The organism is Vibrio sp. Vb0667 (assembly GCF_033391095.1).
The window spans coordinates 22,733-43,993 of record NZ_JAWPOL010000017.1 but is presented as its reverse complement, the minus strand read 5'-3'; the positions used below and the strand labels follow the sequence as shown (position 1 = coordinate 43,993).

General features: G+C 44.4%; 23 protein-coding genes. 5 read left to right on the top strand and 18 right to left on the bottom strand.

The window, feature by feature from the left end; genetic code table 11:
• Window positions 1–20 precede the first annotated feature (20 nt).
• Together R8269_RS15640 and lexA are read right to left on the bottom strand one after the other, a co-directional pair.
• The gene (locus R8269_RS15640; protein WP_005378679.1) at window positions 21–815 is read right to left on the bottom strand and encodes a class I SAM-dependent methyltransferase; all 795 of its coding nucleotides are present in this window, start codon (window positions 813–815) and stop codon (window positions 21–23) included.
• A gap of 194 nt (window positions 816–1,009) precedes the next feature.
• On the bottom strand, window positions 1,010–1,630 hold the full coding sequence (gene lexA, locus R8269_RS15635) for a transcriptional repressor LexA (RefSeq protein WP_005378682.1): 621 nt from the start codon (window positions 1,628–1,630) through the stop codon (window positions 1,010–1,012).
• Between the two features lie 368 nt (window positions 1,631–1,998).
• Here lexA and plsB point away from each other — a divergent pair, with 368 nt between their 5' ends.
• The gene (gene plsB, locus R8269_RS15630; RefSeq protein ID WP_213907449.1) at window positions 1,999–4,425 is read left to right on the top strand and encodes a glycerol-3-phosphate 1-O-acyltransferase PlsB; all 2,427 of its coding nucleotides are present in this window, start codon (window positions 1,999–2,001) and stop codon (window positions 4,423–4,425) included.
• 64 nt (window positions 4,426–4,489) lie between these two features.
• On the opposite strand, the gene ubiA is transcribed toward plsB, so the two are convergent.
• Both ubiA and R8269_RS15620 read right to left on the bottom strand, forming a co-directional pair.
• Window positions 4,490–5,344 carry a 4-hydroxybenzoate octaprenyltransferase gene (ubiA, locus tag R8269_RS15625; protein WP_005378684.1) on the bottom strand — a complete coding sequence of 285 codons (855 nt, stop codon included), beginning with the start codon at window positions 5,342–5,344 and terminating at the stop codon, window positions 4,490–4,492.
• Window positions 5,345–5,884 (bottom strand): chorismate lyase, encoded by a 540-nt coding sequence (locus R8269_RS15620; protein WP_005378686.1) that lies wholly within the window; start codon window positions 5,882–5,884, stop codon window positions 5,345–5,347. It abuts the gene before it with no gap.
• A gap of 161 nt (window positions 5,885–6,045) precedes the next feature.
• Here R8269_RS15620 and R8269_RS15615 point away from each other — a divergent pair, with 161 nt between their 5' ends.
• On the top strand, window positions 6,046–6,456 hold the full coding sequence (locus tag R8269_RS15615) for a flagellar basal body-associated protein FliL (protein WP_005378687.1): 411 nt from the start codon (window positions 6,046–6,048) through the stop codon (window positions 6,454–6,456).
• 63 nt (window positions 6,457–6,519) lie between these two features.
• Here R8269_RS15615 and glpG read toward each other — a convergent pair whose 3' ends face one another.
• The 6 genes from glpG to ftsY form a co-directional block, all read right to left on the bottom strand.
• Entirely contained in the window at window positions 6,520–7,362 is an 843-nt protein-coding gene (gene glpG, locus R8269_RS15610) for a rhomboid family intramembrane serine protease GlpG (RefSeq protein WP_031781355.1), read from the bottom strand.
• A complete protein-coding gene (gene glpE, locus R8269_RS15605) occupies window positions 7,362–7,682 on the bottom strand; it encodes a thiosulfate sulfurtransferase GlpE (RefSeq protein WP_213907451.1) in 321 nt (106 codons plus the stop codon). Before glpE ends, glpG begins: the two co-directional genes overlap by 1 nt.
• A gap of 493 nt (window positions 7,683–8,175) precedes the next feature.
• Complete coding sequence (rpoH, locus tag R8269_RS15600) at window positions 8,176–9,033, bottom strand: RNA polymerase sigma factor RpoH (RefSeq protein WP_005378693.1); 858 nt, start codon at window positions 9,031–9,033, stop codon at window positions 8,176–8,178.
• Between the two features lie 176 nt (window positions 9,034–9,209).
• Entirely contained in the window at window positions 9,210–10,178 is a 969-nt protein-coding gene (gene ftsX / locus R8269_RS15595) for a permease-like cell division protein FtsX (protein ID WP_025768167.1), read from the bottom strand.
• On the bottom strand, window positions 10,168–10,842 hold the full coding sequence (ftsE, locus tag R8269_RS15590; RefSeq protein WP_005393800.1) for a cell division ATP-binding protein FtsE: 675 nt from the start codon (window positions 10,840–10,842) through the stop codon (window positions 10,168–10,170). The genes ftsX and ftsE overlap by 11 nt, the downstream gene beginning before the upstream one ends.
• Window positions 10,843–10,864: 22 nt before the next feature.
• On the bottom strand, window positions 10,865–12,079 hold the full coding sequence (gene ftsY / locus R8269_RS15585) for a signal recognition particle-docking protein FtsY (RefSeq protein WP_033907268.1): 1,215 nt from the start codon (window positions 12,077–12,079) through the stop codon (window positions 10,865–10,867).
• Between the two features lie 230 nt (window positions 12,080–12,309).
• Here ftsY and rsmD point away from each other — a divergent pair, with 230 nt between their 5' ends.
• Complete coding sequence (rsmD, locus tag R8269_RS15580; RefSeq protein ID WP_005378702.1) at window positions 12,310–12,909, top strand: 16S rRNA (guanine(966)-N(2))-methyltransferase RsmD; 600 nt, start codon at window positions 12,310–12,312, stop codon at window positions 12,907–12,909.
• Between the two features lie 25 nt (window positions 12,910–12,934).
• Window positions 12,935–13,201 (top strand): DUF1145 domain-containing protein, encoded by a 267-nt coding sequence (locus R8269_RS15575; RefSeq protein WP_005378704.1) that lies wholly within the window; start codon window positions 12,935–12,937, stop codon window positions 13,199–13,201.
• A gap of 57 nt (window positions 13,202–13,258) precedes the next feature.
• Here the strand turns inward: R8269_RS15575 and R8269_RS15570 are convergent, their stop codons facing one another.
• The 4 genes from R8269_RS15570 to R8269_RS15555 all read right to left on the bottom strand — a co-directional run bounded on the left by R8269_RS15570 (window position 13,259) and on the right by R8269_RS15555 (window position 16,311).
• A complete protein-coding gene (locus tag R8269_RS15570) occupies window positions 13,259–13,843 on the bottom strand; it encodes a YhgN family NAAT transporter (RefSeq protein WP_005389671.1) in 585 nt (194 codons plus the stop codon).
• A gap of 106 nt (window positions 13,844–13,949) precedes the next feature.
• Complete coding sequence (locus R8269_RS15565; RefSeq protein WP_005378711.1) at window positions 13,950–14,171, bottom strand: YecH family metal-binding protein; 222 nt, start codon at window positions 14,169–14,171, stop codon at window positions 13,950–13,952.
• A gap of 69 nt (window positions 14,172–14,240) precedes the next feature.
• Window positions 14,241–14,861: a lysoplasmalogenase gene (locus tag R8269_RS15560; RefSeq protein ID WP_005389670.1), complete on the bottom strand. Its 621-nt coding sequence runs from the start codon at window positions 14,859–14,861 to the stop codon at window positions 14,241–14,243.
• A 1,081-nt stretch (window positions 14,862–15,942) separates the two neighbouring features.
• Window positions 15,943–16,311 (bottom strand): hypothetical protein, encoded by a 369-nt coding sequence (locus R8269_RS15555; RefSeq protein ID WP_005378717.1) that lies wholly within the window; start codon window positions 16,309–16,311, stop codon window positions 15,943–15,945.
• A gap of 327 nt (window positions 16,312–16,638) precedes the next feature.
• Between R8269_RS15555 and R8269_RS15550 the strand changes: the two genes are divergently transcribed.
• Window positions 16,639–16,968 carry a DUF2500 domain-containing protein gene (locus R8269_RS15550; protein WP_005389668.1) on the top strand — a complete coding sequence of 110 codons (330 nt, stop codon included), beginning with the start codon at window positions 16,639–16,641 and terminating at the stop codon, window positions 16,966–16,968.
• Here R8269_RS15550 and R8269_RS15545 read toward each other — a convergent pair.
• From R8269_RS15545 to R8269_RS15530, 4 genes are all read right to left on the bottom strand, one after another.
• Window positions 16,965–17,978 (bottom strand): acyltransferase, encoded by a 1,014-nt coding sequence (locus R8269_RS15545; protein ID WP_017636080.1) that lies wholly within the window; start codon window positions 17,976–17,978, stop codon window positions 16,965–16,967. The two genes, R8269_RS15550 and R8269_RS15545, sit on opposite strands and share 4 nt — an antisense overlap.
• Before the next feature lie 283 nt (window positions 17,979–18,261).
• Window positions 18,262–19,479, bottom strand: coding sequence for an organoarsenical effux MFS transporter ArsJ (gene arsJ, locus R8269_RS15540; protein ID WP_005383628.1), 1,218 nt, complete (start codon window positions 19,477–19,479; stop codon window positions 18,262–18,264).
• A 254-nt stretch (window positions 19,480–19,733) separates the two neighbouring features.
• Window positions 19,734–20,228, bottom strand: coding sequence for a cyclin-dependent kinase inhibitor 3 family protein (locus R8269_RS15535; RefSeq protein ID WP_086047096.1), 495 nt, complete (start codon window positions 20,226–20,228; stop codon window positions 19,734–19,736).
• A gap of 12 nt (window positions 20,229–20,240) precedes the next feature.
• Window positions 20,241–21,242 (bottom strand): ArsJ-associated glyceraldehyde-3-phosphate dehydrogenase, encoded by a 1,002-nt coding sequence (locus R8269_RS15530; protein ID WP_005383630.1) that lies wholly within the window; start codon window positions 21,240–21,242, stop codon window positions 20,241–20,243.
• Window positions 21,243–21,261: the final 19 nt, after the last annotated feature.

The following is a 21,261-nucleotide window of genomic DNA, read 5'->3' as shown; positions in this document are numbered from 1 at the left end:
AGCGCTTAACGACTAGCCAATTACCACTTGATGTGAACGAGGACTGGCGTGAGGCGATGCTTCAACATTGGAATCTTATTAAGCCAACGCTGCCAAGCTTTCCAACGAGAACAGAATCTATCGAATGGCGAGAAAGCTTTCACCCATTGTGCCCATGGTAACCATTGCAATATCTGTGCTGCAGGTGCTTCAAAGCCATGAGCATAACGATCAGAGCCAAGCTTTTGTCCCCACTTGGTTTCCGTTAAATCTCCTGCCAGCACCATACACAGTTCAGCAGAAACAAAATGTCGACCCAAGGTTTGAATAAATTTCGCGACTTGACGCTCTGTGCAATCGAGCAGTGCCATTTCACATAAAATGAGTACCGGTGCTTGCTCTGGAATGGCTAACGTCTCTAGCCACGACATTTCATCCACACTGCCACAGCGATGTTCATAACGTTCATTTTTGTGGAACAAACGCTGACGCCATACCAAATTTTCCGTCACATCCAGCTCTATCCAATGGCAGCGTCCATTATCCAAACGATAAAAGCGGGTATCCAACCCCGCTCCAACATTGATTATCCAAGCATCGGGATACTGCTGTAAGAAGTGACTAACCTGCTGGTCACAAAGCTGAGTCAGCGTCACGTGCAGCAATTGCTTCTGCGCAATATCACCACTCAAACAGTCCGGCGCCATCTTACAGCTCAAACACGCTTTAGCAGCTATCGGATCGTACACCAAGCCATTGTCGACCATGCTTTCACGGCTACGCAATAACAGTGGCTTTAATAAATGGTTAGGAACTTGATGTTTAGACTGAGACATGGGCATTTCCTGCGCCAGAGAGAAAACATAGACATTAATAAAGATGATAATGAATATCAATTACATTATCAAGCTTATAAATTGGTCAAAACAAACAAGGTCAAGATGATAAGCAAGCTTTTGGAGGAGGTAGAAAAAGAGAAAAGAAGAGAAAAGACAAAACAGCCCAGATGAACTGGGCTGCTTAAATGCACTTACATCCAATCGGTATTACGAATAATACCAACGGCTAAGCCTTCTATCGTAAGGTGCTGAGACGTTAAGTCCACTTGGATTGGGGCAAACTCTTCATTCTCAGCATGCAGTAATATGGTTGAACCTTTGCGCTCCAAACGCTTCACAGTCACATCATCATCAACACGCGCAACGACAACTTGACCGTCTCTCACATCTTGGGTTTTATGCACCGCGAGCAAATCGCCATCCATAATCCCGATGTCTTTCATACTCTCGCCATTTACACGAAGTAAGAAATCCGCTTGCGGTTTGAACATCGCAGGATCGACTTGGTAGTGCGCCTCTACGTGCTCTTGAGCCAGAATTGGCTCACCCGCTGCGACTTGACCAATCAAAGGCAAACCCTGCTCATCATTGGCTGCGTCTTCAAGCAGGATACGAATCCCACGAGAAGCGCCTGGAATAATTTCAATTGCTTGCTTACGAGCAAGCGCTTTTAGGTGTTCCTCTGCGGCATTCGCAGAGCGGAAGCCAAGCTCACGCGCAATCTCTGCACGAGTTGGTGGCATTCCGGTGTCATCGATTTTACTTTTGATCAAATCGAAGACTTGTTGTTGGCGTGGCGTTAACGGCTTCATGTCTCACCTGTCTTTTTATACAGTTAACTGTGAGTATATCCAGTAAATGCTCAAATGAAAACCCAATTGGTTGTTTTTTAATTTATTTGTGGGGAGCTTTCAGCTTACCGATTAAGTTCATTCTTTATTCGTTTAAAACACCGACTTTTCAGTTAATCAAGTCAAAGCAATAACTTAGGGGTTCGACTAATTTACAGCCAATAAAATTAAAAGGTTTGACCAGTTTCTGGTATCCTTGCAGCGCTTAAATTTTATCGCCTAGGCTTATTTCTATTGCCGTACTCATCTCTTTTTATAGAGAAGACATGCAAAGCGGAAACTGAAATAAGGTTAGGCCTGTTTGAATACCTATTGAGGCTGTGAACTTTATGTCTTCTGGACAATCATTTTCACGTTCATTACTAAAACTACCTTTATCGGTACTGGTAAAGGGCACCGCAATCCCGTCGAACCCGATTGAAGATCTGAACATCGACCTAACTAAACCGATTGTATATGCCCTGCCGTTCCGCTCGAACGTGGATTTGCTGACACTGCAAAAACAAGCCATGAGCCTTGGTCTACCCGACCCGCTCAGCCCGCTGGAAATCAATGGCAAAACGCTGAACCGTTTCGTCTTTATCGCTGCGCGTCCAACTGTGATGAACAACGATAATGATGTCCCAACCGATTCTGTCTCTCTGTTCACTGACTTACTGGAACTGCACAAGCTGAATAGTGAGTTGGATGTTCAAATGATCCCTGCAACCGTGCTTTGGGGTCGTAAGCCAGGTAAAGAAGAGAACCAAAAGCCTTACCTTCAACCGATGAATGGTCCGCAAAAAGCCAAAGCAGTAATGGCGGCGGGACGCGACTGCTTAGTTCGCTTTAGTCCCGTGGTATCTCTGCGTTATATGGCAGACTCTCACGGTACCGACAGCGCAATTGCGCACAAACTGGCTCGCGTGGCGCGTATCCACTTCTCACGCCAGAAACTGGCTGCTTCAGGCCCAAACTTGCCACAACGCCAAGTGTTGTTTGCTCGTTTACTAAAATCTCCAGCTATTGAACTGGCGATTGCTGACGAAGCCAAGAGCAAAAACATCTCGATTGATAAGGCACGTAAAGAAGCCCACGACATCATGGATGAAATTGCTGCCGACTTCTCCTATAGTCTGGTGAAAAACGGCGACCGCATCCTGAGTTGGTTATGGACAAAACTATACCAAGGTTTGCACATCAATAACGCCTCGACTGTGCGTCGTTTAGCGCAAGACGGCCACGAAATTGTGTACGTTCCGTGTCACCGTAGTCACATGGACTACCTGCTGTTGTCTTATGTTTTATACCATGAAGGCATGGTGCCTCCGCACATTGCGGCAGGCATTAACTTGAACTTCTTCCCGGCCGGTCCTCTTTTCCGTCGTGGTGGGGCGTTCTTTATTCGTCGTAGTTTTAAAGGCAACAAACTATATTCAACCATTTTCCGTGAGTATCTAGCAGAGCTGTTTGCCAAAGGCTATTCAGTCGAGTACTTCAGTGAGGGTGGTCGTTCACGTACAGGTCGCTTACTGCAAGCGAAAACGGGTATGCTGGCTATGACCATCCAAGCAATGCTACGTGGTTTAAACCGCCCAGTAACGCTAGTGCCGGTCTACATCGGCTACGAGCACGTAATGGAAGTGGGCACTTACGCGAAAGAGCTGCGTGGCAAACGCAAAGAGAAAGAAAACGCAGGGCTTGTACTGCGTACTCTGCGTAAACTGCGTAACTTTGGTTTGGGCTATGTGAACTTCGGTGAGCCAATTCAGCTCAACCAATACTTGAACGAGCATGCTCCTGAGTGGACGAAAGACATCGACAGCATGGGTGGTAACAAACCACAATGGATGAATCCTGTGGTCAACGACCTTGCTAATAAGATGATGACGCACATCAACGATGCGGCGGCAGCAAACGCGTTGACCTTGTGTGCAACCGCACTGCTTGCTTCTCGTCAACGTGCACTTTCTCGTGACTCGCTGATCAATCAGATCGAGTGTTACTTAAAGCTACTCAAAAATAATCCGTACTCAAGCACCTCCACTATCCCTACCGAAAGTTCTGAGGAGTTGGTCGATCATGCAATTTCGCTTGATAAGTTCGTGATTGAAACCGATAGCATGGGTGACATCATTTCGCTGGACCGTAGCCAATCGATCCTGATGACTTACTATCGCAACAACATCATTCACTTGTTCGCTCTGCCGTCATTAATTGCCCAAATGCTCATTCGTCAGCGCAACCTTTCGGTAGCCAAGATTCAAGCGAATGTCGCGCAAATCTACCCATTCTTGAAGAAAGAGCTGTTCTTAAGTTACCAAGAAGACGAGTTAGATGAATTGGTCGTTAAAACACTGCATGAATTTGCCGATCAGAAAATGATTAGTCTTGATGGTGATAAGCTAGAGATCAATCAATCGAACAACCAGCCTTTGGTTCTGCTAGGTCGTACGATAACTGAAACGCTGCAACGCTACTCTATCGCGATGAACTTGCTTGTTGCTTACCCTGAGCTGGGTAAATCGGACCTAGAGCAGAAGAGCCAAGATATTGCTCAACGCCTAGGGCGTTTGCACGGTATTAATGCGCCAGAATTCTTCGATAAAGGTGTGTTTACCGCGATGTTCAATACGCTCAAACAGCAAAAATACCTCGATAACGATGGTAACTGTGACACGAAGAAAACGCAGCAATTTGCACGGCTACTGTTCACTCTGCTTTATCCAGAAGTGAAACTGACGATAGAAGAGAGTATTCACCAACTTCGGTCGTAACCGTTTTACCTTCGTCCAATAAGAAAAAAGGCATCCAATCGGATGCCTTTTTCTATTTCTTCGCTTACCAAAATGCGACCAGTAACCCTATCGCTATCACCATGCCAACATAATTGTTGTTAAGGAAAGCCTTAAAGCACAACTCACGCTCACGGTGACGAATTAAGTGCTGCTGATAAACAAACAACGACGCTGCAATCAAAAGGGTCCAGTAGTAACTTTGTCCCAATTGGTAGAACTGCCCTAACCAAACCAGCATCGCGAGTGTAATCAGTTGCAACACACCAATAATAAGCTTGTCATGACGACCAAACAGAATTGCCGTCGATTTAATGCCAATCTTTAGATCATCATCTCGGTCTACCATCGCATATTGAGTGTCGTACGCAATGGTCCACAAAGCGTTAATGAGGAACAAAAACCAAACAATCAATGGTAATTCCCCAGTTTGTGCAGCCCAAGCCATTGGAATCGCCCAGCTAAAAGCCAAGCCTAAAAATAGCTGTGGAATATGAGTGTAACGCTTCATAAATGGATAGATGAACGCCAACACAATACCAGCGAAGGATAGCTGAATCGTCAGCGGGTTCATGGTCAGCACTAACAAAAACGAGCTGATACCCAAAACCAAAAATAATCCAATCGCTTCTTTTGCTGTCACTTTCCCTGATGGCAGTGGACGTTGCTTAGTACGCTTTACATGGCCGTCGACTTTGCGATCTGCAAAATCATTAATCACGCACCCCGCACTACGCATTAGGAATACACCCAATACAAACACGATAAATACATCCCAACTCGGCATCCCTTGGGCTGAGATAATTAGCGCCCAAATAGTTGGCCACATCAGTAACAGTGAACCGATCGGGCGATCCATGCGCATCAGTTGCCAATATGCTTTGGCTTTTTCTGCGGACATTTACACTGTCTCCTTAGCGTAAACTGGTGAATTAGATAAGAATAACTCGGCGACTAGCATCGGTTTGTGATTCATCCACAACCTTGAGCGTCGCGCTAACAAACGTCCTTCTGGTACGGCTACCCATCCCATTTGCAAAGAGTCCCGCTCAACGTTATCTGCGCTAAACACAGTTAGTCCTAATGGGATATCCCCTTGTTGAGCCAAATCATACTGCTGATCAACTAAGGTTGAACGAGGAATCAATGTCCGCCCAATAACCCAGTTATTATTGTCACCGCACAAAATTACCTCTCTCAGTAAGCAATCTTGTTCGGACAATAACTGGCTTTCGTCCTGTTTTAATGTCGCTGCAGTGACGATCTGATTTTGTAGCAATTCTACCGTTAACGCTTGGCAGTGCTGTTTTAAACGACGTGACAAAGACCCTTGCTCTTCAAGCCAATGCTTGGCAAATTCATTTGGAAATTCGAATTCTTCGGGGTTTTGCCACTCTACTTCCAATAAAGAAGCAAGATAGAGTGATGTTGGCTGATTCATACTAGTATTCAATTGGAGGCTTTATGCGTACAATAAAGCAACAACTTACCGTCCATAGTAATGTATGTAACCGTAAGTTCCGTTATTTGTTATAGACGGCCCATTGTATCAAGACTGAAGCGATTCGAATATCGCGATCCAGAGAAAGAAAAGTTAGAAATATGTACAAACGTTATATAGCCCAAATTATTTTTGCGTTAACCATACTATTCGCCGCACCAAGTTGGGCTGAAACGGAAGAAGCTGGACCTAAGTTGGCATACTTTACCCTAGAGCCTGACCTCACTACTAACTTTTACACCAAAGGCAAAAAGTTAGGTTATGTGCAAGTGCGCATCGACATCATGGTAATGAGTCAACAAGATTTATCAGTTGTTGAGCATCACCAACCTTTGATTCGCGATGCAGTGATTGAATTATTGGGTAAGCAAACAGAAGATACGATTAAGTCCCTGTCTGGCCGAGAAGATCTGCGCAAAACCTTAGTGACGACCCTCAACGAAACGCTTTTGCCTGAAACAGGTAAAACCATCATTGCCGATTTGTTGTTTACAAAATACCTTTATCAATAAACCCAAATCCGTTTTGAACATAAAAAAAGACCGCTCTTGAGCGGTCTTTTCATTTCATCTGCTTTAGGCTTGCTGTTGGTATTTCATCTTGCCTGAATCAAACAGCGCAATCGCCATCCCCGACAGTAGCCCAACTAAGTGAGCGGTGTTTGCAATCGCCATAAATGGCTGCACAAAACCAAGAACTAACCATACCAACATAAAGACGATAATTGGCTTGGGTAACGTAAGGCCTAAATGTGGCAAGCGGTAACCCAGTATCCACAAATAACCAAGCAGTGCATAGACCACGCCAGACAAGCCGCCGAAGTTAGCCCCTTCAACATAGAACTGGCCTGCCCCTGAAAGCGCTGCCGACACCACAAAGAGTTGCAATAGCTTACCGGAACCGAGACGACGTTCGATGTCGCCCCCCAACTGCCACCACCATAGTAAGTTAAACACGATGTGAGTTACTGAAAAGTGCAGTAACGCATGACTTAGCCATCGCCACACTTGCCATTGTTGCCCCTCAAAAGCCGGGAAGTGCAACAACTTAAACACGCCATTGCCAAAGCCAAACATTTGTAACAAGTAGATGATGATACAGACTGTCATGATCAGCAAAGTCATGGGGCCAGCTTTCGCTTTGACCATGCTTATGATACTCGGGCTGGAATAATGAAATGTACTCTTACGAGTATCGGCAACGTCCCACGAGGCGGCGCTGTATTTTGAATCAGACGGGTTAGCAAGGAACAGCTTAAGTTCGGCTTCCGCTTCTATTTCATGCTGGCTATCAGTCAACCACAGCGCAAATTGCCCATCCCCTTCTGGCATCATTTCGATGTCAATTTGGCGAGAGGCCATATAATCAATAAAGGCTTGCGCCATACGTGGATTATTTAACGTTACCAATCTCTTCATTAATTTCTCACTATCGGTAGTTCTGCTCGATGCCAGGCTTCAAAGCCACCATCTACACTGTACACCTGTTCAAAGCCTTGGTTAACCAAATATTGCGCCGCACCTTGGCTACTAATACCGTGGTAACACATCACTAGAATAGGTTGTTCGAACTCCACTTCATCCATAAACGCAACGATCGTATCGTTAGTTAAATGATACGCGGACTCCGCATGCGCAACGGCAAACGATTGAGGGTCACGGATATCTACAAGCTTCGCATCACCCTGCTCGAGCAGCGCTTGCGCACCTTGTACATCGATATGCTTAAACTGATCCATTTACTTTCTCATTGTCTTATTAATATACCCAAGCAACCTCGAACCTAACGTACTAATCAGCGCCCGTGGTACAGCATAAAATCCATATTTGAAGCTGCTTGGGTATACTGCCGCTATTGTAACCTATCCAACGGCAAACTTAGACACATGGATAATCAGGGTTTTCAAAAGTGTACACATTCCAACCATTTGTGGATAAAGCTGTGAATTGCGTTGATAAAGTGTATTTGGATCTTTTGATCCACAATATGTAGTGATGATCCTGATCTAACTGTGTGTATATCTATAACTATCCCCAGATGGAAAAGTGCTTGAATCCCTTATTTTGTCCGGGTTTCGAACAGTTGATAAATAATTACTTCACAGAGTTATACACAGGTAGCACATAAAATCCAGATCGCAAACGCTATCGATTTTCGATCGACAATAAAAAAGCCGAGATCACATGATCTCGGCTTTCTATGAAAATCTTACTTTCAATTAGCAGTGGAAATTAAAATTCACCCACGGCCAATTTTAGTTTCTTCATTGCATTTTTTTCTAGCTGGCGAATACGCTCGGCAGAAACACCGAACTCATCAGCTAAGTCTTGCAATGTTGCTTTCTCATCATCTAACCAACGAGAACGCACGATGCGCTGACTACGCTCATCCAAACTCGCTAATGCATGACCCAAGCGATTGTTGGTGTGCATTTCCCAGTTGGCGGCTTCAATGTTGTCGGCCACATCAGACGATTTGTCTTCTAGGTATAGCATCGGCGCTGTGTAAGCGTTTGAACTGTCGTCTTCATCAGTTGGCATATCAAAGGTTGAATCCACCGCCGCTAAGCGTGATTCCATCTCGCGAACTTCAGAAGGCTCAACACCTAACTCGCGCGCAACGGTTTCCACTTCACCGTTGTTAAACCAACCCAAGCGCTTTTTCGACTTACGCAGGTTGAAGAACAATTTACGTTGCGCTTTAGTGGTCGCAATTTTCACGATACGCCAGTTACGTAGCACGTATTCGTGGATCTCTGCTTTGATCCAGTGGACAGCAAAAGAAACCAAGCGAACCCCTACTTCTGGGTTAAAACGCTTAACGGCTTTCATTAGACCGATGTTACCCTCTTGCACAAGATCCGCCATTGGCAAACCGTAGCCAGAGTAACCACGAGCAACGTGAACAACGAATCGTAGGTGCGAAAGAATTAGACCTTTTGCAGCCTCAATCTCACCTTTATAGTGTAATCGTTCTGCCAGCTCACGCTCTTCGTCTGCAGTCAGCATTGGGTAGCTGTTTACTGAGCGAATATAGCTATCAAGGCTATCTTGCGTGACTAGAGCCATCGGATACGCTTCTTTTGTCATTCAATTCCTCATCAATCTCTGATCTGGAGCATTACATTGCAATTTAGCTTCGATATCTTGAACTCAAAATGAACAAGTTTCAAGAAGGGGAAGCAATTATCCATAAACATTTGGTCTAAGCAAGGGTTCAAAATTAGCTAGTGCTAATGAAATCCAAGTAATAAGACCGCCATCACTTAAACTGGTTCAATTTCTTTTAAATGTCGTTGCGCAGAAAAACGCGCCGCAATACATCCCAAAAGACTCCCAATGATGATTAATAACAAAGATTCATCCCAATTTAGACCAATCAGGCGGAACTGGCTATCGTACAACGCAGCAAGGTCTTCCACCGCACTATTCATGACAATGGTCACTAAAGCCGTTACCAACCACGCAATAGTGGCACCTAACACGCCAAACCACATGCCTGTGTACAAGTAAGGGCGCAGAATGAAACTGTCCGTCGCACCGATCAGTTTCATGGTTTGAATCTCTTCTTTATTCGCCAACACATTAAATCGCAATGTATTGCCAACGATTAAAAATACCGCACCGAGCATCAGCACTGTCAGGGTAATGACAATAATACTCGCGAGAGTTTTGATGGCATCAAGACGCGCCAGCCAGTCTTCGTCAAGTCTCACGTCGGTCACATCTTGTTGCTCTCGAACGTCTTTGGCTAATGACTGAATATCACTTTTTAGCTCCGAATCTGGCGTAATCACCAACACACCAGGTAGCGCATAGCCACTTAAAAGACTGATAGCTTGGTCGAACCCTGCATATTGGCTTAAATCAGATAGACCTTGTTGCGGTGAAATATATTCTACCTCTTTTACCAAAGGCCAAGTTTCAATTTGATCTTTGAGAACCATCACTCGCGCATCCGGCATGCCTTCAACTAAGTAAGCACTAACTTGTGAAGGAGAAGCGACATCTTCCGCTGCCCCCGCAACGTTTTTCCCCAATAGATACAAACAAGCTGGCATGGCAAGTGCCATGGAGATGACCGCTAGGGTCAGAATGTTGCCTAGTGGTCGTTGCCATAAGGCGCTAAAAGAGGATTTAGCTTGTTTTGCGTGGACAGAGAAAAAACCATCGGTATTCGCACGCTTGGCACTACGGCCTTTCCCCTTCTTTTGGGAGTGCTTGTTACCTGCCATAGTCTTCTACCTCACTTAGGAAGCCTTGGTTCAATTCAAAATGACGATACTGTGGGCGAGTGTTTACTAACCCCACATCGTGTGTGGCAAGTAGGATAGTCACGCCCGCACGGTTAAATTCTTCGAATAGACGCAACACACGGTTGGATAATTCTGGGTCAAGGTTACCCGTAGGCTCATCAGCCACCAGCAACGTTGGTCGATTAACCACAGCACGGGCAATACCGACGCGCTGTTGCTCACCACCAGAAAGTTGACTAGGTAGACAACGAGCTTTATCGAGTAAGCCCGTTTTATCTAACGCCGCAGAAACACGGCGTTTGATTTCGTTTTCAGAAATCGATTCGATACGCATTGGCAGAGCGACATTGTCGTACACACTGCGATCCATCAATAGGCGATGATCTTGAAAAACAATCCCAATATTGCGGCGCAAAAAAGGGATGTCTTTGCTTGGAATACGCGTGATGTCGTGACCATTAAAATGGATTTTGCCATCGGTTGGTCGCTCTATCGCGCAGATCAATTTCAGCAAGGTACTTTTACCAGCCCCGGAATGTCCGCCTAAAAACGCCATTTCACCGCGCCTCAGGTGAAAATCGACTTTTTGCAGTGCTTGTCGACCACCTCGGTAAGCTTTGCTTACTTGCTGAAATTTGATCACCGTTGATTTCCTCTAACTCTTTTTATTCTTCACGACTAAACAGTGCGTCAATAAACTCTTGAGTTTCAAATGGACGCAAGTCTTCGATACCTTCACCCACACCAATGTAACGAATTGGAATACCGAACTGATCAGCGATAGCGAAAATTACGCCGCCCTTGGCTGTACCATCCAGCTTAGTCAAAGTAATCCCGGTTAGAGGGGCAACATCACTGAAAAGTTTCGCTTGGCTAATGGCATTTTGTCCTGTACCTGCATCAAGCGTTAGCATGATCTCATGTGGTGCAGAGTCATCAATTTTCTTCATCACACGTACAATCTTACGCAGCTCTTCCATTAGGTTCGCTTTGTTCTGTAGACGACCTGCTGTATCAGCAATCACCACATCCACACCACGTGCTTTTGCCGCTTCAATCGCATCATAGATAACAGAGGCACTGTCTGCGCCAGTATGTTGAGCAATCACAGGAACATTATTACGTTCACCCCACACTTGTAACTGCTCAACCGCTGCGGCACGGAAAGTATCGCCCGCTGCAAGCATCACTTTTTTGCCTTGAGTTTGGAACTGCTTCGCTAGCTTACCGATGGTCGTGGTTTTACCCACGCCATTTACACCCACCATCAAGATGACGTAAGGCGTTTTGTTGCTATCGATTTCTAGTGGCTGTTCGACTTTAGAAAGAATCTCAGCCATTTCTTCTTTCAACAAACCATAAAGGGCTTCGCCGTCTTTCAGATCGCCACGTGTGGCTTTTTCTGTCAGGTTGTTGATAATTTTTGTTGTGGTATTCATGCCCACATCAGCAATAAGCAGTTGCTCTTCTAGCTCTTCAAATAAGTCCTCATCGATTTTCTTACCGCTGAACAGACCGAAGAAGCCAGCACCAATATTTGCTTTTGTTCGGCTTAGGCTGCGTTTAAGACGAGCAAAAAAGCTTTCTGTTGGCTTTTCTTGTTCTTGAACACGAGGCGCGGCCGATACGACTTCTGGCTCTTCTGCTTCTGCTTCTGCTTCTGCTTCTGCTTCTGCTGGGGCAGCCTCTGATTGTTTCGCTTCTTCTTCAAGTTCTGGCGTTGCTTCCGCTTGCTCAGCAACCGCTTCGGTTTGCTGCTCTTCAGAAGGCGCTTCCACTGCTTCTTCTTTTACTGTTTCTTCAGTTTTTGGTTTTGGGCTTTGTTCTTCGTCACCAAAACCTAGCCACGAAAGTAATCCGCGCTTCTTTTTTTCCGTCATCTGGGGCTATCCTAGATTGTTCTTTTATCTATTAATGACTCTTTTTTGACAAGATTATTATCTGTCTAAAAAAGGCTAATGACAAAGTTCTGAAAACTTTCCGATTAGGTAATTCTAATCTTATTAGTGTTACACTCTGTCATCTTGAATATTCTGGGCTGTATCCAAGCTCCAAGCTCATTGCTTGGGCGATTAGATATAGTATCACTTTATTAGCGGTCAAAAAATCTATGGTAAGACGTCGCCAGCAAAACTCATCACAAAAAAAGCCAACAACGGGCTTTGTTCGCATTATTAGTGGCTTATGGAGAGGCAGAAAACTTCCTGTACACGATGCTGAAGGCTTACGCCCCACGACAGATCGCGTCAAAGAAACGCTGTTTAACTGGTTAGCTCAAGATGTACCACAGGCAAAATGTCTCGACTTGTTTGCTGGCTCTGGCGGCTTGGGATTTGAGTCAGCTTCGCGCCAAGCAGAGCAAGTGACCATGGTTGAGCTAAACCCACAAGCTTTCCAACAGTTACAAAAGAATGTTGCCTCTCTTAACGCGAACAACATCCAAGTGGTAAATACCGACGCACTGAGTTTTTTGAAGCAACCGGGTTCTGCTCACCATGTGGTGTTTATTGACCCACCGTTTCGCAAAGGTCTATTGGATGAGACCGTGGCTCTGCTAGAACAAAATGGCTGGCTCGCGGAAGATGCGATGATTTATATTGAAACAGAAAAAGAACTCAATATTGCCGACTTACCAGAAAACTGGCAATTACATCGAGAAAAAACAGCAGGCCAAGTGAGCTATCGTCTGTACGAACGTACCTCCGCATAACGCCTCGATTTAAAAGGACACTTAAATGAAAGCACTAATTATGCTGGCCAAAGCGGCTATCGCCTTTGTTTGGTTAGTATTAATCCTAAATATTTTTATGCCCTTTCCCGGCAATGCCGCGATTGCGCTATACATCATGACCGCTTTTTTGTTCATCATGCACGGTTTACAAATGGCCATCTTCATTGGTGCATTTGGCGACAAAATAAAAATGAGCAGTTGGGAAAAATATTCAATCCTGATTTTTGGTATTTTTGCCCTACTCGATATTCGTCGTAAACACATGATGTAATCGCTCAGATACGAAAAAGCCGCTCTTGTGAGCGGCTTTTTTTCTGCGTGTCGTTCGTCACCCAATGTAACTTTTTACACCATCCAAGAACATTTGAGTGGAGATCATCACCAGTAACAAGCCCATTAAGCGTTCTACCGCCTTCAAGCCACGTTCACCCAACAAGCGATTAAAGAAGCCATAAAACATCAGTATAAAAAATGTTGCGCCCCACGCAATTACGACTGATGCTGACATTTCCAACATTTTCTCTGGATGTTGCGAAGACAGTAAAAGCAAGGCTGCAATCACTGAAGGGCCCGCGATCATAGGAATGGCCATCGGAACAATAAAGGGCTCCTCGCCTGCTGCCAGTCCAGTGATGCTGCCAGCACTCGGGAAAATCATCTTAATCGCAATAATGAAGAGAATAATGCCACCTGAAATGCTGAGCGTTTCTGGCTGGACATGCAAAAAACTTAAGATGCTTTGTCCTGCAAACAGAAACAACATCAAAATCAGTAAGGCAAACAGTAGTTCACGAATCAATACCTTACGACGACGCTTGGGATCGATATGTTTGAGAATAGACAACACAATCGGCAAGTTACCGAGAGGGTCCATGATTAGAAACAGCATGGTCGCTGCAGAAAGAATGTCCATATTCTGGCCTCACCTAAAAAATGGCGGCCAGTGTATAGCAAACTGACAACATGAGTATATGACTGAGGGCGAAAACACCATATTCACCCTCGATCTTAGCCGCCGTTTAGTGATTGCAAACTCGCGCCATATTGACCACAAACTTACCTTCAAGCTCACGAATTTTGTCGCGCTTGAGCAAAAATGCTAGTAATGCATCTAAGTCTAGATCATTCAGTTTACAGGTGTGAAAGCGAACGCTAGCGCCAAAGTGCTGTGTGAGGGCTTCGCGATCCATTGGTGTTTCTCTAAGTAGGTTTAGCAGCTCGTGAGCATGGATTTCACTCATTATTGACTCCAGTTATTAAGAACAATGCGTTCAGTTTACTGAAATCCTCAAGAGCTGCTTTGACTTAAATTAGTAAATGATTGAGGCAACAATGAGGGCATGAGCAAAAAAGTAACTACCACTCACCCACAAATAGGCGTGTTTCATCGGTTTTCGATAACCGTGTATCGCGTATGCCAGCGCCGAATAGATCAGAACTAAGGTTCCGCTAAAGCCGATAGCATTGGCGTAACTCGGCACTTGTAACCAAACTTCACCGGCTGCCCAAGCAAGTTGAACCAGCATCATCCCCATGATCACAACGGGGAATACCAGAGAGTCGAGTTGAGGTAGCAACAAAAAGAACGCCACGATACTCGCTGCAAGCAGCAGGGCCAACAGCCACCAGACAATCTCACCATTAAGCTGCACCCAAAATGACTTGCTGTAGCATACCTGGGCAACCAGATAAGCCGTAAAATAGATTAGCTTACGAGTTTTAAACGAGTGCAGCGTATCTGCCACCATAGACACAATAAGCCCACCCGCAATCCAGTAGGTATATGTTGCGGATGCACCTTGAGTTAACACCAACACAAGAAGAAGTAGCAGAGTAAAGATTTTAAACACGAGGGATTGTGTCGGGTTAGCTTGCTTTGCTCCCAACACGGAATACACACCTGATAGCCCTATCGCCAGCCAACTCCACATGCAGTATACACCTTTTACTTAAACTCGCCGCTAGTCTAGGTAGACCAGTTTTGATGTAAAGACACAATCTACGAAAGTTGGATCTCGCTAGCGATTCGAAACATTTTGTAACCCTCAGCCTACGTAATAATAAAGCCGATGAGCCTGAATGATGCCACTAAACATTGGGGCCAAGCTTTGCTCATCAGCCGAACCCATCAAATCACACGACACAATAACCAACGCTTTCTAAAACTATTTAACTGAAAAACAGATAAGTGCTCCAGGTAAGCCGCCACTTCACAAACTGACGATTAAACCACCAGGATGTATGTAATGCAGGCAACAAGAATAAATAACAGACACAAAATAGAAAATAGTCTTAGTAGCGCCCTAAGAGAGGAGAAACTACTGATGACTAGGGGTAAAAACTAAGAAAACCGACCTTAATTCAGTAAAAAAAACATCAGACAAGAAAAGTAAGTCAATGATAAATAAAACCATAATTTCAATAACAGATAAAAGTGCGGACTTCATAAACCATAAAATCACTAAACTCTTTTGAAGCCCATATTTTCTCATAAGGTAAGAAAATCTCACTCCATGCTTTCGATTTGACGATGCAACCTCATAGCACATTTTTTAATTTTCTCAATTTTTGAGAAATACAGGCAAAATAAACACCCAACATACCATTCGAAACAAAAAACAATTACAAAGCCAACATCACAAACCATTTAATATTATAAAATCATACACTTAAAACAAAAAAGGCTAGAAATAAAACAATGTGAACACTTTAAATACAGCACAAAAAACATAGTTTCATTAGTCAGAATCACGTAAAACCAGACAAGTTAAGTGTGGTTTTTGAAAAGATTAACGAGCATATGTTGATCAAACCCCAAAAACAGTGCTATATTAAATTCATCGAGTTCATCAAAGATTAAGGGGTAGTGTTATGATTTCATCTTCTCAAAAACAAGGGCTGGTTATGATTGCAGTGGTTGTGGGTTTAATGACACTGCCAATGATGTACTAAACCAATGATTTAAAATAAAAAAGGACGCAAATGCGTCCTTTTTTATTTATCTGTATAGCTCTACTGAATGTGCTTAGATAAAATATCCCAGTGCATATAGTAGAAACCAAGAGCGGCCAGCGTAATCAACGTCATTAGCAAAATTGCTGTACGCCAAATAAAGCGAGAGCTTCTTGGTGTCAGCTCTTTTTCACAAGCATCACATGCCGCCATAAAGCCTTTACGATCATCCAGCTTGTAATCGTCTTCGTGCACCACTTTGTTACGCACGGTTGCGATGAATCGAAGCTTTGCTATCACGTCATGCGGTAAACGTTCTTCACAACTATTAATAAGTTGGTGCAACCCTTTCCCTTCTGCATGGTACTGAGTACGCAAAAGTTTTTCGATCGTTCGGGTACGCATGACTACTTTTTCAATATCTGACATCGTAACCCTCCTTACCAGACCCTTCCTATGTTCATTATTTTTATTCTTCTATAAATTTAGAGCTTTTTCGAGCCGTTAAGTGCAATTTTACTTTCAATTTGTGCCCTTGAGCTCATATAGCCTAACAAGTGAAAGCCGCTTCGTTCAGCTTTAGTGACTTCGCTTGCAGATGAAGCGACGATTTCATCGTGCATCATTAAGATAAATCGTGAAGTGCGCCGAATAATCTCCATATCCCTTTCATTAGATTATGAATAAGCTACCTCAACTCATCGTTTCGTCAGCGAGTTCTGTAGAATGGAACCCGATAAAACATTGGAGGTTAATATGCCAATCTCACTTATTGTCGCCCTATTCGCCCTTATTGCCTTGGGCGCGTGGGTGTTTTTCCGTTTTTATAGTAAGCACTATGTGGGCGAAGACGCTCCAGAGCAAAGCGCGCAGGTAACGGTTTTAGATAAACAAGCGATAGACATACCAAACGCACCACCAGGTCAAGACGATCAAGAGTATTGGATTTACGTTCAACGTGGTTCTATCGGTCCAAAGCGTGAATTCCAAATTGGAGTGCATTACTACCATGCACTCAACCCTGGAGATAAGGGAACACTGACCTATCGCGGCAACAAGTTCCTTCACTTCGCTATCAAACGTTAAGGCAGCAACCAACGAGTCTTGGCAGAACGAGAAAAGAGATAGCTCATCGCCAAGGCTCCAGCTCCACTTAGAACGATCCAGACTGGAATCACCCACGCAGGATGTCCTGTGTACCAACCGAACTCTTTCATCGGCCATAAGAAAATAGGGTGAAGTAAGTAAATCCCCAAGCTGTGCTGACTGATCACACTGACCACTTTTTGTACTTTTGGTGATAAGCCTTCACCAAAGTAACGCCCGATCATAAAAATCATCGAAGCCGCTAGAATCACATTCAGTGTTTTATAAGAGAGCCAGCGCCCAACCGTATACTTCTCCGCCTCTAAGCTATTTGTCACAACCATCGTAAAGGTCACTGCCAACGCCACGAGTCCTAGCCCAACAAATAAGGTCACCATAGAGCGATTCAAAGGTACCTTTTGAAATAAAACATACCCCAGTGGAAGGTAACCCATATAAAGCCACATCTGATTACTCCAAGGGCCATCAATCTTGAACAAGAACAGTGTGCTGGTGAAAAGCCAAAATGCGAGATAGGTATACAAGACGTTGTCATCCACGTTGCGTACCATCCATTGAAACAGCGGAATCACAAAATACAGTGGTATAAAGTAATAGAAAAAGCCGAGATGGTAATACGTTGCGTGGAATGGGCTATTGCTTAATACCTCTTTTACGGTTTCAAAATCAAAGCCTTGAGAAGTCCAACCTGAAAGGTATGCATAAAACATCGACCAAATAAGAAATGGAACTAAAACTTTGCCCAAACGCCTTTTGATATAATACTTACCGTCAAATGGTCGAGTGTCACTGAGCATTAGCGCTCCGGTGATCAAAATAAAAACTGGCACTGCCCAGCGGGTTACGCTATTCACGCCTACCGCTGTCAGCCATTGGTCAAATGGAATCACTCCTAACTCATTTCGATACGGTGCCAAGACGTGAATGGCGATCACTGCTACCGCTGCGAAGCAGCGCAATAAATCAAAAAACAGAACCCTTTCTCTCATACCTTTCCCTACTTTGAGTCGCTTATCGTTTATAGCATAGGGTAAATCTCAACCAGTGAAATGGTTAACAATCTGTTTTTGCTTATTTTTAACTCAACAATGACCTACAACGGGGATTTCATCACCACTCTAATCACTTAACGAGAACCAAAAACCAAGCATCAGTATTCACTCTCGATGCCAAACCGACACAATCTGATTACAGCAAACGGCGCATAAGAAACAAAAATGGCTCCGATTTGGAGCCATTTATACCATCTACAGATAGCGATACTGGGGATAGTTACGCAGTAGCAACATCAGCTTTTGGCAACTTAATTGAAATCAGCGTCGTCAGTGCCAAGAAAGCAAAAGAAACCCATAAGCACGCTGCAAGACCAGCCTCTTGGTAGATCCAACCCGATAATACCGTGCCAATCAAACGTCCCATCGCATTGGCCATGTAGTAAAAACCGACATCCAACGAGACGCCATCGCCTTTAGCGTAGCTCACTATCAAGTACGAGTGCAGCGAAGAGTTAATGGCAAACACAGCGCCAAAAATCATCAAACCTACCACAATCACCAATTCAGGCTGCCAACCGATTTGCACACCATAAGCAATACCAGCCGTAATTAACGCTAGGATTCCTGCCCACACCAATGCTGCACTACCATCAGGCACACGACCTTGCGCTTTGCCAGTAATACGCGGCGCAAAGCCTTGCACAAACCCATAAGCAATGACCCACGCTGCGAGAAAGCTACCAACCCACAAGTGATCCCAGCCAAACACGCTACCAAGATAAATAGGCAGAGCAACGACAAACCACACATCACGAGCACCAAACAAGAACATGCGTGCTGCGGATAAAATGTTTATCGATTCAGACTTGGAGAATATTTGGCGAAACTTAGGTTTACTCTTTGCTTTACCCATGTCCGCTTCTAGCCAGATCATGCTGCAAACAAACACTAATGTAAGTACACCCGCCATAATAAACATCGAGTTTTGAAAACCCACCCAAGACAGCAGCAAGCCGCCAACAAAAAAGCCCGCTCCTTTGAGTGCATTCTTCGAGCCAGTTAAAATCGCTACCCATTTGTAGAGCGCACCTTGCTGTTCGTCTGGTACTAGCGTTTTAATCGCGCTCTTAGCACTCATTTTGTTCAGATCTTTGGCAATCCCCGACAGAGCTTGCGCTGCCATCACCCAAGGAATGGTCAGCCATGCATTTGGTACTGCGAGCATCAGCAACGCAAACACTTGCATCGCTAAACCAATGTTCATGGTTTTATTTAGGCCTAACCTTGCGCCCAACCAACCACCAACTAGGTTTGTCACCACACCAAAAAATTCATAGAAAAGGAACAGTGAGGCAATAGCTAACGTGGAATAACCTAAATCATGAAAATAGAGCACCACTAGCATACGCAGTGCGCCATCGGTCACCGTAAAGTTCCAATAGTTAAACGTCACTAACATGTACTGACGAATACTTTTGCTTAATTGAGAAATCATATTGACCTCATATGTACAGCGATAGAAGCATTTAGATCATCATGTTCTAAATACTTCCTAACCTGTACAGCAACATTGACCAATACAATGTTGCTGTGATTTTCAAAAAATGCCCCAACATCAATAAAAAGCAAAATACACCTTAAAAACAATGCATTAGTTAATATTAATGGCATTTTTTGTAAACAGTCGTATCCTGAAGAAGCTTGAATTTAGCTTTTGGATCATAATGAACCAAAAGCTATTTAAGCTGATCAAGCGTCTTGAGCCACGCGTTCGATGTACTCAACTTGCACAGGTTTTGTAAATGCACCAGGGCGCAATGCCTGTACTTCTCGCACGATATCTTCTAACTGCCATTCCTTTTCTAGGAGTAGGTGAGCAGCGAACAAACCTGTGCGCCCCGAACCACCCATGCAATGCATCGCAATTTTGCCACCTTGAGCAAGAATCGCGTGCAGTTCCGGACTGGCTTGTTGCCACTTCGTCGCAAATTCTTCATTTGGTGCGCAGTCGTCTTCAATCTCGATCTGGAACCATTTCATACCCAGTTGCTGAGTGGCTTCACCCAATGCAGAGACATTCTTCGCAGCTAATTCACTATCATCTAATGCAGTAACGACCGCTTGAACACCCTGCTCTTTCAACTGTTCTAACGACGCATGCAAATCGACACCTTTCGTTCCTGGGCACGGTGTTAAGATTAAAGCACCGGAGTCCAAATCTAATTGCCATGTAGGATGAGACATTGTGACCCCCTTTTAAGCCAAACCAACGTTACGAACCAGCTCTGCTGTGCGCGTTGCATAACCCATTTCGTTATCGTACCAAGCGTAAATCTTAACCATACGAGAACCCACAACCATGGTTGATTGCGCATCAACGATGGTTGAACGTTGGTCGCCTTTATAATCGATAGAAACTAAAGGACGCTCTTCGAAGCCAAGGATGCCTTTCAAATCACCTTCAGATGCTTCTTTTAACAGTGCATTCACTTCTTCTGCTGTGGTATCACGCTTCACATCAAAAATGATGTCTGTTAACGATGCGTTTGCTAGAGGCACGCGAACCGCATGACCATTAATTTTGTCTTTTAATTCTGGGAAAATTTCGACAATCGCCTTCGCGCTACCCGTCGTGGTCGGGATAAGGCTCATGCCACATGCTCTTGCACGGCGTAGATCTTTGTGTGGCGCATCCAAAATAGTTTGCGTATTCGTCAGGTCGTGAATGGTCGTAAAAGAAGATTGTTCGATACCCAATTTCTCATGAATGACTTTAACCACAGGTGCGATACAGTTAGTCGTACACGAAGCTGCTGTCACGATACGATGTTTTTCAGGGTCGAAAATATGGTCGTTCACGCCCACCACAATGTTCGCGATACCTTCTTCTTTCACAGGTGCGCTTACCACGACACGTTTCACGCCTTGCTCTAGGTATTTGTTTAGGAATGATGTTTTGCGATGTACGCCTGTCGCTTCAATCACAACATCACAATCAGACCAGTTCACCGCATCGATATCGCGTTGTTGAGTCGTGGCGACACGCTTGCCGTTGATGACGAGCTCACTGCCTTCGACCTGAACTCCATGATGCCAACGACCTTGCACTGAATCGAATTCTAATAAGTGACCAAGCGTAGCGGCGTCACCTGCGACATCGTTGATTAACACAAACTCCAATTCTGGCCAATCAAATGCCGCTCGCAGCGCTAAGCGACCAATTCGGCCAAAGCCATTAATTCCTACTTTAATTGTCATAGTTTTACCCTCTAATCTT

What these genes read in the sequence shown, in the direction of transcription:
- ubiA (WP_005378684.1), bottom strand. Translation starts at nt 5,344, where the DNA reads ATGTCCGCAGAAAAAGCCAAAGCATATTGGCAACTGATGCGCATGGAT.
- R8269_RS15545 (WP_017636080.1), bottom strand. Translation starts at nt 17,978, where the DNA reads ATGAGAGAAAGGGTTCTGTTTTTTGATTTATTGCGCTGCTTCGCAGCG.
- R8269_RS15565 (WP_005378711.1), bottom strand. Translation starts at nt 14,171, where the DNA reads ATGAGTGAAATCCATGCTCACGAGCTGCTAAACCTACTTAGAGAAACA.
- rpoH (WP_005378693.1), bottom strand. Translation starts at nt 9,033, where the DNA reads ATGACAAAAGAAGCGTATCCGATGGCTCTAGTCACGCAAGATAGCCTT.
- lexA (WP_005378682.1), bottom strand. Translation starts at nt 1,630, where the DNA reads ATGAAGCCGTTAACGCCACGCCAACAACAAGTCTTCGATTTGATCAAA.
- R8269_RS15550 (WP_005389668.1), top strand. Translation starts at nt 16,639, where the DNA reads ATGCCAATCTCACTTATTGTCGCCCTATTCGCCCTTATTGCCTTGGGC.
- glpG (WP_031781355.1), bottom strand. Translation starts at nt 7,362, where the DNA reads ATGAAGAGATTGGTAACGTTAAATAATCCACGTATGGCGCAAGCCTTT.
- R8269_RS15615 (WP_005378687.1), top strand. Translation starts at nt 6,046, where the DNA reads ATGTACAAACGTTATATAGCCCAAATTATTTTTGCGTTAACCATACTA.
- R8269_RS15575 (WP_005378704.1), top strand. Translation starts at nt 12,935, where the DNA reads ATGAAAGCACTAATTATGCTGGCCAAAGCGGCTATCGCCTTTGTTTGG.
- R8269_RS15530 (WP_005383630.1), bottom strand. Translation starts at nt 21,242, where the DNA reads ATGACAATTAAAGTAGGAATTAATGGCTTTGGCCGAATTGGTCGCTTA.
- R8269_RS15620 (WP_005378686.1), bottom strand. Translation starts at nt 5,884, where the DNA reads ATGAATCAGCCAACATCACTCTATCTTGCTTCTTTATTGGAAGTAGAG.
- R8269_RS15570 (WP_005389671.1), bottom strand. Translation starts at nt 13,843, where the DNA reads ATGGACATTCTTTCTGCAGCGACCATGCTGTTTCTAATCATGGACCCT.
- rsmD (WP_005378702.1), top strand. Translation starts at nt 12,310, where the DNA reads ATGGTAAGACGTCGCCAGCAAAACTCATCACAAAAAAAGCCAACAACG.
- plsB (WP_213907449.1), top strand. Translation starts at nt 1,999, where the DNA reads ATGTCTTCTGGACAATCATTTTCACGTTCATTACTAAAACTACCTTTA.
- arsJ (WP_005383628.1), bottom strand. Translation starts at nt 19,479, where the DNA reads ATGATTTCTCAATTAAGCAAAAGTATTCGTCAGTACATGTTAGTGACG.
- R8269_RS15555 (WP_005378717.1), bottom strand. Translation starts at nt 16,311, where the DNA reads ATGTCAGATATTGAAAAAGTAGTCATGCGTACCCGAACGATCGAAAAA.
- R8269_RS15535 (WP_086047096.1), bottom strand. Translation starts at nt 20,228, where the DNA reads ATGTCTCATCCTACATGGCAATTAGATTTGGACTCCGGTGCTTTAATC.
- glpE (WP_213907451.1), bottom strand. Translation starts at nt 7,682, where the DNA reads ATGGATCAGTTTAAGCATATCGATGTACAAGGTGCGCAAGCGCTGCTC.
- ftsX (WP_025768167.1), bottom strand. Translation starts at nt 10,178, where the DNA reads ATGGCAGGTAACAAGCACTCCCAAAAGAAGGGGAAAGGCCGTAGTGCC.
- R8269_RS15640 (WP_005378679.1), bottom strand. Translation starts at nt 815, where the DNA reads ATGTCTCAGTCTAAACATCAAGTTCCTAACCATTTATTAAAGCCACTG.
- ftsY (WP_033907268.1), bottom strand. Translation starts at nt 12,079, where the DNA reads ATGACGGAAAAAAAGAAGCGCGGATTACTTTCGTGGCTAGGTTTTGGT.
- R8269_RS15560 (WP_005389670.1), bottom strand. Translation starts at nt 14,861, where the DNA reads ATGTGGAGTTGGCTGGCGATAGGGCTATCAGGTGTGTATTCCGTGTTG.